Origin of the sequence: Mesorhizobium sp. M1A.F.Ca.IN.020.04.1.1, from assembly GCF_003997315.1 — a bacterium.
Taxonomy (GTDB): Bacteria; Pseudomonadota; Alphaproteobacteria; order Rhizobiales; family Rhizobiaceae; genus Mesorhizobium.
Genome location: NZ_RZSN01000128.1, coordinates 1 through 10,922 on the forward strand (window position 1 = coordinate 1; position 10,922 = coordinate 10,922).

The window sequence follows — 10,922 nt, forward strand, 5'->3', positions numbered from 1 at the left end:
GTTCTGGTCATCAGCCAGGACCTCGACGAATTGTTCGAGCTGTCGGACGCGATCGCGGTCATGCACAACGGCGAATTGTCCGCGCCGCTGCCGATCGCCGAAGCCACCTTCGAGAGGATTGGCCTGTTGATGGGCGGCGCCGAGCCCGGCCACGCCGAACACAGCATGGAGACGGCATGATGCGCCTCGAACTGGTCAAACGCCCGCAGCGCTCGGCGCTGTTTTCGGTGCTCTCGCCCTTCGTCGCCTTCGCGCTGACGATGATTGCCGGCGCCATCATGTTCGCGTTGCTCGGCGTCAATCCGCTCAATGCGTTCAATGTCTACTTTGTTCAGCCGATCAGCGAGGTCTGGCAACTGCATGAACTGGCCATCAAGGCGGCGCCGCTGATCCTGATCGCCGTCGGCCTGTCGGTTTGCTACAAGGCCAACATCTGGAACATCGGCGCCGAAGGTCAGTTCATTCTGGGCGGCATCTTCGGCTCGATCATCCCGGTGCTGTTCCCCGAATTCGAAGGTCCGCTGGTGCTGCCGCTGATGCTCTTGCTCGGCATGGTCGGCGGCGCCCTCTATGCGGCCATCCCTGCGCTGCTGAAAACCCGCTTCAGCACCAACGAGATCCTGACCAGCCTGATGCTGGTCTATGTGGCGCAGCTCTTCCTCGACTGGCTGGTGCGCGGACCGTGGCGCGACCCGCAGGGCCACGGCTTCCCGCAGACCATCCAGTTCGGCGACTCGGCCGTCCTGCCGGAATTGATGCCGGATGCCGGCCGCGCCAATTGGGGCTTCGTCTTCGCGCTGGTCGCCGCTGTCACGGTCTGGCTGATGATGAGCCGCATGCTGAAAGGTTTCGAGGTCCGCGTGCTGGGCTCGAGCCCGAGGGCAGGGCGTTTCGCCGGCTTCGGCCTCAGCAAGATGGTCTTCTTTACTTTCCTGCTGTCCGGCGCATTGGCTGGGCTTGCCGGTATCTCGGAAGTCTCGGGCGCCATCGGCCAGCTACAGCCGGTGATCTCGCCCGGCTATGGCTTCACCGCCATCATCGTCGCCTTCCTCGGGCGGCTCAATCCGCTCGGCATCGTCGCGGCAGGCCTGGTGCTGGCGCTGACCTATCTCGGCGGAGAGGCGGTGCAGAGCGCGCTCGGCATCTCCGACAAGGTGGCGCGCGTGTTCCAGGGCATGCTTTTGTTCTTCGTGCTCGGCTGCGACACGCTCATTCATTATCGCATTCGTCTGATCGGCTTTGCCGCGCCACAACTCGAGGCCGCGCCCAAGCTGGAGGAGGCACGCTGATGGACATCACCGTCAACATCCTTTTGACCATCGCGACCGCGGCGACGCCGCTCTTGATCGCGGCGATCGGCGAGCTGGTGGTGGAACGCTCCGGCGTGCTCAACCTCGGCGTCGAGGGCATGATGATCATGGGCGCCGTCGGCGGCTTCGGCGCGGGCTATCTTACCGGATCTCCCTGGATCGGGCTGCTTGCCGCAATCGTCGTCGGCGCGCTGTTTTCGCTGCTCTTCGCCGTCATGACGCTTTCCCTGGCGACCAACCAGGTGGCGACCGGCCTGTCGCTTACGCTGCTCGGGCTTGGCCTCTCCGGCATGATCGGCACCAGCTTCGTCGGCCAGCCTGGCGTCAGGCTGCCGAACCTCGACATCCCCGGCCTGAGCTCGATACCGGTCGTCGGCAAGCTGATCTTCGGCCAGGATCCGTTGTTCTACGTCTCGATCGGACTCACCGCCGCCGTGATGTGGTTTCTGTTCAGGACGCGCACTGGCCTCACGCTGCGCTCGATCGGCGACAGCCACGCGTCGGCGCATGCGCTCGGCATCAAGGTCATCCGCTACCGTTACCTCGCCGTGATCTTCGGCGGCGCTTGCGCCGGGCTTGCCGGCGGCCACCTGTCGCTCGTCTACACGCCGCAATGGGTCGAGAACATGAGCGCGGGACGCGGCTGGATCGCGCTGGCGCTGGTGGTCTTTGCGTCCTGGCGTCCGTGGCGGGTGCTGGCCGGCGCTTACATCTTCGGCGCGGTGTGGATCGGCCAGCTTCATGCACAGGCTTTCGGCATTCCTGTACCGTCCCAGTTTCTTTCTTCGCTGCCCTATCTGGCAACCATCGTGGTTCTCGTTCTAATCTCGCGGAACAAGCGGCTGACGATGATGAACACGCCGGCTTCGTTGGGGCAGCCATTTGTTCCGGATCGTTGACGACAACAAAAAGACGGGAAGCTCCAAGGCTTAACTCAGAGAGGTAACACGATGAAGAAACTGCTTATTGCGCTGATGACCACGGCCGCGGCCCTGTCGCTGGCGGCAACCGCCGAGGCGGCCGACAAGCTGAAGGCATGCTGGGTTTATACGGGGCCGATCGGCGACTTCGGCTATTCCTATCAGCACGACCAGGGTCGCCTCGAGGTGGAGAAAGCGCTCGGCGACAAGGTCGAGACCGCCTATCTCGAGAACGTCTCGGAAGGCCCGGACGCCGACCGCGCCTTTGAGCGCCTGGCGCGCGAGAAATGCAAGATCATCTTCGGCACATCGTTCGGCTTCATGGACGCCGAGGTTAAGGTCGCCAAGAAGTTCCCGAAGGTGATGTTCGAGCACGCCACCGGCTACAAGACGGGCGACAATCTCGGCATTTACAACGCGCGCTTCTATGAAGGCCGCTATGTGCTCGGCCAGATCGCGGCCAAGGAATCGAAGAAGGGTCTTGCCGGCTACATCGTCTCCTTCCCGATCCCGGAAGTGGTGATGGGCATCAACTCCTTCATGCTCGGCGCGCAGTCGATCAATCCGGACTTCAAGGTGAAGATCGTGTGGGTCAATACCTGGTTCGATCCGGGCAAGGAAGCCGACGCCGCCAAGGCGCTGTTCGACCAGGGCGCCGACATCATCGTCCAGCACACCGACTCGACCGCCCCCCTGCAGGTCGCCGAGGAGCGGAAGCTGCATGGGTTCGGCCAGTCGTCGGACATGATCAAATTCGCGCCGAACGCGCAGCTGACCTCGCTCACCGACGAGTGGGGCCCGTATTACATCAGCCGCGTGCAGGCTGCCCTCGACGGCACCTGGAAGCCGGACAATGTGTGGCTTGGCATCAAGGATGGCGCCGTCAAGCTCGCGCCCTTCACCAACATGCCTGACGACGTGAAGGCAATGGCGGAGGCGACCACCAAGAAGATCGCCGATGGCTGGAACCCCTTCACCGGCCCGGTGGCGAAGCAGGACGGCTCGCCTTGGCTGAAGGACGGCGAGGTCGCCGACGACGCCACGCTGCTCGGCATGAATTTCTACGTCAAGGGCATCGACGACAAGCTGCCGCAGTAAACAGCAGCCTGGCATCAAAACAAAAAGGGCGCCCCACCGGCGCCCTTTCATTTTCAGCCAATCCCGCTTGTCAAACGGCCGAGCCGTAGAGATCGTAGGCGTCGGCGCGCTCGACCTTGACCGTGACGATCTCACCGGCGCGCAGCGGCCGACGCGACTGGATATGCACGGAGCCGTCGATCTCGGGGGCGTCATATTTGGTGCGGCCCTTGGCCGAGGTGCCATGCGCCTCGTCGATCAGCACCGGCAGCCGCTTGCCGACCTTCCTGGCCAGCTGCGTCGCCGAGATCTTCTGCTGGCGCTGCATGAAGCGGTGCCAGCGGGCTTCCTTGATCTCCTGCGGCACTTGTTCCAGGCCGAGGTCGTTGGAGCGCGCGCCCTTGACCGGCTCATATTTGAAGCAGCCGGCACGATCGATCTTCGCCTCGTCCAGCCAGTCGAGCAGCATCTGGAAGTCGTCTTCCGTCTCGCCGGGGAAACCGACGATGAAGGTTGAGCGGATGGCGAGATCCGGGCAGACCTCGCGCCAACCGCGGATCCGCTCCAGCGTCTTTTCGCCATGAGCGGGACGGCGCATGTTCTTCAGCACCTGCGGCGAGGCGTGCTGGAAGGGGATGTCCAGATAGGGAAGGATCTTTCCCTCGGCCATCAGCGGAATGACGTCGGCAACATGCGGGTAGGGGTACACATAGTGCATGCGGACCCAGATGCCGAGCTTGCCGAGCTCCTCTGCAAGGTCGAGGAACTTCGCTCGCACCTCGCGGTCGCCGAACATGCTCGTCTGGTATTTGATGTCGATGCCATAGGCGCTGGTGTCCTGCGAGATGACGAGGATCTCCTTGACGCCGGCCTTGGCGAGCTTTTCGGCCTCGCGCAACACGTCGGCCGCCGGCCGCGAGACGAGATCGCCGCGCAGCGCCGGGATGATGCAGAAGGTGCAGCGATTGTTGCAGCCTTCGGAAATCTTCAGATAGGCGTAATGCCGCGGCGTCAGCTTCACGCCCTGGGGCGGCAGAAGATCGATGTAGGGATCATGGCTGGGGGGAGCCGCCTCATGCACCGCCGCCATCACGCTCTCATAGGCCTGCGGGCCGGTGATCGCCAGCACATTGGGATGCTTCTCGCGAATGACTTCCGGCTCGGCGCCGAGGCAGCCGGTGACGATGACGCGACCGTTTTCGGAAAGGGCGGAGCCGATCGCGTCGAGCGACTCGTCGCGCGCGGAGTCGAGAAAGCCGCATGTGTTGACGACAACGAGGTCGGCGCCATCATGCTTGCGGGCGATCTCGTAGCCTTCAGCGCGGAGCCGCGTGATGATGCGCTCGGAATCGACGAGCGCCTTCGGGCATCCAAGGCTGACGAAACTGACACGAGGGGCAGACATAAGCTTTTCCAGGTTTTTCGGGATCGGCGGCGCCATACCACACTAATTGCGGCATTGGTATGGGCTGGTCCTTGTTGCGGCAAAACGCAATGCGAGGCCAGATCAGTGGCCGGCCAAAGCCCGCGTCAGGTGGCGGCAGTCAGCTCACCGCGTTGTTGACATGCGGCCAGATTTCCATCGTGCCCCTGTAGACCATGTCTAGCGCGACATAGAGGATGATCAGCAGGCCGATATAGGCAATCCAACGGTAACGGTGCAGCAGCCGCGCAATGAAGCTGGCGGCAAGGCCCATCAAGCCGATCGACAGCACGAGGCCGACGATCAGCACCCAGAAATGATCACGCGCGGCGCCGGCGACGGCCAGCACGTTGTCCAGCGACATCGACACGTCTGCGACGACGATCTGCAGCGCCGCCTGGCCAAGCGTCTTGCGCGGCGCCTTGCCGGCAACCGCCTTGTCGGCGTCGAGATCGGAATTGGCGAGCGCCTCCGTCGCCTCGTGCTCGTCGGCATGGGAGGTGCGCAGCTCGCGATACATCTTCCAGCATACCCATAACAGCAGGATGCCACCGGCGAGCAACAGTCCGACGATTGCAAGCAGCTTGACGGTAACCGCCGCGAACAGGATGCGCAGCACCGTCGCTGCCACCACGCCGATCAGAATGGCCTTTTTGCGCTGCTCCGTCGGCAGGCCGGCGGCCGCCAGTCCAATGACGATGGCATTGTCGCCCGCAAGCACCAGGTCGATCGCGATGACCTGGACAAGGGCAGTCAGGCTTGCGGCGCTGAAAATATCCATCGTCTGGAGCCTTCCTGTGTGCGAAATGTCGATCTTCGAGTGTTCTAACGCCGGAGCGATTCACCGATTGATGCGATCGCGTTCTAAGTCTTTGTTTTCACGCAATTCCGGCGGGAAAAACGGCTGCGCGCCTTTCCTGGAATTGCTCTACGTGCATGGTTCCTGCACGTCAAGAGAACTCACGAAACAAGCGGTTGCCGCTCGTCTGGTTCCATTGGGTTCAAATGAGTTTGCACTCGAAAGGCCGATTTGCGCGCAACCGACCGCGGCAGTCGGTCAATCGTAAAGATTGTATTTTGCCCAGTCGGTTTCCGGGATCTCGTCACCGATCTTGTAGAGCAACTGCAGCACCTGCATGTGGTCGGGCGCAGTCTGGCACTTGAACTTCAGCCGGAACCATTGACCCTTGCTGCGAAAGGCGGCGCCGGGGCTCCTGATCGCGTCGGCGCTCATCTGGGGCGTGGCGAAGGCATAGGCCACCACACGGTCGGCCTTGAATTTGCGATCGTCGTGGCTGATCCGGTCGAGCACCTCGGCGTCGCAACGCTGTTCGAGACGAGTCTGCGGATCGAGTTTCAGCAGGCCGGCACGAAGTGCGTTGTCCATCGCCTTGGCCGGCCAGGCCAGCGCCAGAGGCGCCAGAACCATCAGGCAGAGCTTTTTCATGGGCGCGACAAGCAGCATATTCTGTCTGAGAAATCAACCAAACGCACGTGCTTGTGATATGGGTGCCGGCTCGGCCAGGCCAGCCATGCGGCACAAGCCAATCTCGGGCTTCGGCGACTGGGCTATTGCCATTGTTCCGGGGTCCGCGATGAAACGATCTCCGCTGCCGAAGAACTGTCAAGCAGCCTGTCAGACTTGGGTCGTATAGAGCAGGGACTGTAGAGCCTCTTTTTCTCCTCGTCGGGCGGCAGTATTGTGCTTTCAAAGTGCTGGAGCACAATCCTGCCCGGCTTCGCAGGCTCAGCCGCGAACAGATTTGCGTTGGAATACTAAAACGAAGAACCGTCAGTGATGAGGTTTACCTGCTTGTCGGATCCGTGTGACCAATGGATGGTCTATGATGTATTTTTCGACCTTCCGGCGGAATTGTCGGGCCGACTGCTGCTTGGATTAACGCAAAAGGGCGCAGAGCATTTAACTGAGCAAGCGAACATAAAAACTGTGTCGACCTGCCTGACGATGGAAACCGGCCCCGGTGGGAAGGCCGTTAGCCGGAAAGCACTTTACCAAAAATGTTTCGCTGCAGGGTAGCGCTATAGGTTCCGTGGTTTGCAAGATGATCCCATACGGAGAAACAGGCCGTGAGTGCGGCCAGAGCAAGAATCATGCGCATTGGAACTCCCCACGGCGCCCGAAAACGTCCAATGGTAAGTTCGTGTCAGATTGGAGGCTATTGCTAATATAGTGGGTAACCCTACACCGATCGCGGTATGCTACGGCAAGCGGATAGCAGGGCGAGCTACGCGGACTTTGCGCAGCCGCCGGCACTTTCCTGGTGACTTAGCGAGCGATAGCTAGTCCGATACCGATGCCAACCCCCACGGCGACCCCTAAAAAGAGCTTGCTGGCGAAGTGCAGGGCGAACGCGCGCACAGCCGTATAAATATCTGTTCGGGGCTGCCTGACAGCAGCCGCAAGGTCATCGAACATCGCTTCCATAGGTTGCCACCCGCGATTTCTTCGACCTGCAAGACTAGATCAGTTCTGGTGAGATGGGAATCCTCCGATCCATCAAAATTTAACGATCACGAAAGCTCGTTGGTAGGCACGTGTGGTAACGGTTGATTCAACCATCGCTGGTATAAAGCAAAGTCAGGTGGCGGCCCCGACAGAGGGCGGGGGGTGCTGGGCCTGCCGGAGCCGCCGGCGCGGGAGTGGGCGCTACCCGCGCTGTCCCAGAATAGGACAGCGCGGGTCTACAATTAGTTAAAGCTAATAGAATTTTGCCGGCGTGCCGCCGCTTTGTGTCGGCTGTCCTCCAGCGGTGTGTCCGCTGCCCGCCCGGCAACGTGCGGCTGAGGGGCGCAAGCCGCCGACCGTGAGGTCATGAGTCTGGTGCGCTCCTGAGATCGGTGTTCTCCACTGGACAAGAAACCTTGACGCCATTGCCTGACGCCGGGCGGCCCGGCAGGCTGGCGGGGTAGGCCAACAAACGCCGGGCCTGACCGGTGGGCTCGGGGGCGAGACACAGCACCGGCTGCCGATAAACATACGCTTGTGCTGATGTGGCCGGTACATATCAAGAAGTTGATGGCGTAGTAGCTTAAAGGGGCCTCAGCGCACGAAAGGACGCGGCAGAGCCGCCAACCTGCCGGAGCCAGCTAGTGAAGCTTGCCCCTCGGAGGCTTGGCGGTCAGCCACTTCAATTTGACGCTGTTAAGCTCTTGTTCGAGCTCCAGCGCGAGCCGGACGATGGGGTCCGGAATGGAAATCGCGTCTCTCCCGCCCTCTGCCACCTGCGTCTTCGCCGAAAGCTCCGAGACTACTTTGGATCCGGCCGATTTCGACAGCAGTCGGGACAGGTGCTCCCGCTGCAAAGCGTGAACCTCTTCCAACAGGCTCAGGAACCTCAACGCATCCACTGTCGGCAGCCTGTTGGTTCTCAAGCGGGCAATCCGCTCGTGCTGACGCGCAATGTGCCGCTCGCCATGTCGAACATGACGCTGCGCCATGCTGATGTGGTCTTCGAGAGACATGGCGCACAACGCGAAAACAGCCATCTCGTTCCGTCAGCTGAATCTGGCAGGACAATCGAGTGGGTACGGCACGCAACCAAAGCTCGCCGGACCAATAACGCAAAGCAGGATTGGGGCAGATGGCCGTCTGCAGCGAAACGGTGGCCATGCAGGAGATGATATGCCGATCGGGTTGGGAATTGTGGCGGAGGGAGTGGGATTCGAACCCACGGTGAGCTTGCGCCCACGCCGGTTTTCAAGACCGGTGCCTTAAACCGCTCGGCCATCCCTCCAGCATGGTCTTTCAACCACTTACGATCGTCGCTATCGATCAATTTTCAATGGTCGGCGCAAAATTGACGCCGAGGCATTTGCGACCGGTTAGCGCTTCATTGCTGTAGTGCGGCGGTCAGGGCTGCGTCAACCACCGCGACGTGCCTTCCTGCGGTCGGGACAGACGATGCATTGCCCGGCTGCCCGGTTGGCCGGGCACTTTTATGTCTGTGGCGAAAATGTCACGCAACCAGAATATGCGGCGGCTCAACCCTGGCGCGCTTATTATCCAGCCAAACGAGGCGTACCGTCCTTAGCGGGCAAGGGGACGACCCAGACCGCAAGCGTCTCTCACTTCCTCCCGAACTAGCGCCCGCTACGGAAAACGTGGTGGGCGTCTTCTTGTCCAGTCCGACGGCAACGCCTCCGGCTAGGCGCGAAAGCGTCTCCCAACTGATCCGTGAAACCACTGCTCATATGGATGAGCCGAGTTCATCCGTTCGATCTAGACAGGCCTTGCGGACGCCCATGCTAAACTCCTGGTTGGCGCGGGCAAGTCCAGCGCTGTGAGCGCCGGTTGGAAATGGAAGTCCCCCTCCAAAAAGCTGCCCCTCCATCCGGCGCTCATCCCACGCAAGGCTCACCCTCGGTGGCAGTTTTTTCCCCGCCATAATCTCGCCCGGTTCCGGCCATAATCGATTAACATCGTAATAAACATTTCCTGTGCACAAAGAGATTGGGGATCAAGGTGTTGCTGCGTTCGGGGCGCTTGGCTCCGATTGATGGCGGCGAGACTGTAGGGGACAATCGAAAACATGCAGACCTCGGCGCGCCCGCGTCTTCGTCGCGCTCCTGCCTTCGTGCTGTGCGCCCTCTCGGCGGTGCTGCTTGCCGGCTGTACGTCGACGCCGCAACCGAAAGGCATGGTCGACAAGCGGCCGCGCTCCAAGGAATATTTCGCCGAGTCCGAATATGGCGTGAAGGCGAGCCCGCGCGTTGCCTTCATGCGGCGCGGCGGCGGCCGCGACCAGCTCGGCAAGCCGTACCAGGTGCGCGGCAAGTGGTACTATCCCAGGGAAGATAAGAAGTACGCCAAGGTTGGCCTGGCTTCCTGGTATGGCGATGCCTTCCACGGCCGGCTGACCGCCAATGGCGAAGTCTATGACACGATGCAACTGACGGCGGCGCACCCGACAATGCCGCTGCCGAGCTATGCACGCGTCACCAATCTCGAGACCGGCAGTTCGATTATCGTCCGCGTCAACGACCGCGGCCCATATCATGAGGGCCGCATCATCGACGTCTCGGAACGTGCCGCGCAAATGCTCGACTATGGCAAGGTCGGCACGGCAAGGGTGAAGGTCGAATATGTCGGTCGGGCGCCGCTCGACGGCAATGACGACCAGTATCTGATGGCTTCCTACCGTCCCGGCAACAGGCGGCCCGATCCGTCCGACGGCCTGCCGACGGGCGTGATGGTGGCCATGAACGGCCCGTCGCCCAGCCTGTCGATGAGCGATGCACCTCCAGCGGCCGTGCCGTTCCCCGGCCAGTTGACCAGTTCTGGGCAGGCTTTTGGCACGCAGCCCGGTCTGTCGGAGCAGCCGACCGCGCAACCGGCGACGTCGGGGCAAGCGCAGGGCGCCAGCGATGTAGTGCTGCCGGATTTCGGGCCGATCGTGCCCGAGCGGCCGCAGTTCAGGCTGCCGCCGAACTCGCCTTTTGCCATGGCGTCGCTGTCCTACGCGGATGAGCGCGTCAATCACGCCGACGTCTTTGCCGCCCTCGACGGCAGCGGCATGTCGCCGGCCGACATCCTCCAGTCGTGGAAGAAGTCGAACGGCCAGGAACAGGCGCCGGCCTCCGATTATGTGGCCGCCGGCTCTTTTGACAATGCGGCGCAGGCAAACCGAGTGGCGGCGGCGCTCGAGCCGTTCGGCAGGACTGAAATCCAGCGCACCGAGCTCGACGGCAACGACTGGTACGCGGTCAACGTCTATCCGGATGGCCATAGCAGCATCGACGACCTGCTGCAGGCGGCCTGGTCGCACGGCGCGCCGGACGCATTGGTTGTGCGAAACTGATCAATTTCGCGCCCGCCGTTGATCCAGCGGAAAGAACCCTGATAGCTTGTCGACGCCAGCACGGCTAAGTGGGTCGATTTTTCATGCAGTTCCGCATCTTTCAGCCTTTCGCCGGATTACTAGGCCTGGCGCTGATACTGCTTTGGGCAGCCCCGGCCGGTGCGCAGCTTTTCGAGACCAAGGCGGCCCAGGCCTTCATGCTCGACGCCGACACCGGCACGGTGCTTTTCGCCAAGGATGCCGACAAGCCGATCCCGCCGGCTTCGATGGCCAAGCTGATGACGATGGAGGTGGTCTTCAACGCCATCAAATCGAAGCGGATCACGCTCGACGATACTTTCGTGGTCAGCGAAAACGCCTGGCGCACCGGCGG

9 protein-coding genes, 1 tRNA gene and 1 pseudogene are annotated in these 10,922 nt (G+C 61.8%); 6 read left to right on the plus strand and 5 right to left on the minus strand.

All coding sequences use genetic code 11. The features are described 5' to 3' along the window. From EOA49_RS22555 to EOA49_RS22570, 4 genes and pseudogenes are all read left to right on the plus strand, one after another. A pseudogene (locus EOA49_RS22555) lies at positions 1–180 on the plus strand (ABC transporter ATP-binding protein); the annotation flags it as partial. Next, positions 177–1,289, plus strand: a complete 1,113-nt coding sequence (locus tag EOA49_RS22560) for an ABC transporter permease (RefSeq protein WP_127241478.1) — start codon at positions 177–179, stop codon at positions 1,287–1,289. The pseudogene EOA49_RS22555 and the gene EOA49_RS22560, both read left to right, overlap by 4 nt. After that, positions 1,289–2,209, plus strand: coding sequence for an ABC transporter permease (locus EOA49_RS22565; RefSeq protein ID WP_095800718.1), 921 nt, complete (start codon positions 1,289–1,291; stop codon positions 2,207–2,209). Before EOA49_RS22560 ends, EOA49_RS22565 begins: the two co-directional genes overlap by 1 nt. Before the next feature lie 51 nt (positions 2,210–2,260). Next, positions 2,261–3,328, plus strand: a complete 1,068-nt coding sequence (locus EOA49_RS22570; RefSeq protein WP_066989795.1) for a BMP family ABC transporter substrate-binding protein — start codon at positions 2,261–2,263, stop codon at positions 3,326–3,328. A gap of 70 nt (positions 3,329–3,398) precedes the next feature. Here EOA49_RS22570 and rimO read toward each other — a convergent pair whose 3' ends face one another. From rimO to EOA49_RS22595, 5 genes are all read right to left on the minus strand, one after another. Then, positions 3,399–4,712 (minus strand): 30S ribosomal protein S12 methylthiotransferase RimO, encoded by a 1,314-nt coding sequence (rimO, locus tag EOA49_RS22575; protein ID WP_127243354.1) that lies wholly within the window; start codon positions 4,710–4,712, stop codon positions 3,399–3,401. Between the two features lie 139 nt (positions 4,713–4,851). Next, positions 4,852–5,511 carry a TerC family protein gene (locus EOA49_RS22580; protein WP_127241295.1) on the minus strand — a complete coding sequence of 220 codons (660 nt, stop codon included), beginning with the start codon at positions 5,509–5,511 and terminating at the stop codon, positions 4,852–4,854. Between the two features lie 276 nt (positions 5,512–5,787). After that, positions 5,788–6,195 carry a DUF930 domain-containing protein gene (locus EOA49_RS22585; protein WP_066989790.1) on the minus strand — a complete coding sequence of 136 codons (408 nt, stop codon included), beginning with the start codon at positions 6,193–6,195 and terminating at the stop codon, positions 5,788–5,790. A gap of 1,643 nt (positions 6,196–7,838) precedes the next feature. Then, positions 7,839–8,237, minus strand: a complete 399-nt coding sequence (locus EOA49_RS22590; RefSeq protein WP_095800717.1) for a hypothetical protein — start codon at positions 8,235–8,237, stop codon at positions 7,839–7,841. A 158-nt stretch (positions 8,238–8,395) separates the two neighbouring features. Further along, positions 8,396–8,485 (minus strand) — tRNA-Ser (locus tag EOA49_RS22595). Between the two features lie 795 nt (positions 8,486–9,280). On the opposite strand from EOA49_RS22595, the gene EOA49_RS22600 reads away from it, so the two are divergent. Both EOA49_RS22600 and EOA49_RS22605 read left to right on the plus strand, forming a co-directional pair. Further along, positions 9,281–10,549, plus strand: coding sequence for a septal ring lytic transglycosylase RlpA family protein (locus EOA49_RS22600; protein WP_127241294.1), 1,269 nt, complete (start codon positions 9,281–9,283; stop codon positions 10,547–10,549). A gap of 83 nt (positions 10,550–10,632) precedes the next feature. Continuing rightward, the coding region (locus EOA49_RS22605) for a serine hydrolase (protein WP_164749263.1) at positions 10,633–10,922 on the plus strand (290 nt) is incomplete at its 3' end.

Bases quoted from the DNA above. Each gene is read 5' to 3' on its own strand.
- EOA49_RS22560 (WP_127241478.1), top strand. From the start codon at position 177: ATGATGCGCCTCGAACTGGTCAAACGCCCGCAGCGCTCGGCGCTGTTT.
- EOA49_RS22585 (WP_066989790.1), bottom strand. From the start codon at position 6,195: ATGCTGCTTGTCGCGCCCATGAAAAAGCTCTGCCTGATGGTTCTGGCG.
- EOA49_RS22570 (WP_066989795.1), top strand. From the start codon at position 2,261: ATGAAGAAACTGCTTATTGCGCTGATGACCACGGCCGCGGCCCTGTCG.
- EOA49_RS22565 (WP_095800718.1), top strand. From the start codon at position 1,289: ATGGACATCACCGTCAACATCCTTTTGACCATCGCGACCGCGGCGACG.
- EOA49_RS22580 (WP_127241295.1), bottom strand. From the start codon at position 5,511: ATGGATATTTTCAGCGCCGCAAGCCTGACTGCCCTTGTCCAGGTCATC.
- EOA49_RS22590 (WP_095800717.1), bottom strand. From the start codon at position 8,237: ATGGCTGTTTTCGCGTTGTGCGCCATGTCTCTCGAAGACCACATCAGC.
- EOA49_RS22600 (WP_127241294.1), top strand. From the start codon at position 9,281: ATGCAGACCTCGGCGCGCCCGCGTCTTCGTCGCGCTCCTGCCTTCGTG.
- rimO (WP_127243354.1), bottom strand. From the start codon at position 4,712: ATGTCTGCCCCTCGTGTCAGTTTCGTCAGCCTTGGATGCCCGAAGGCG.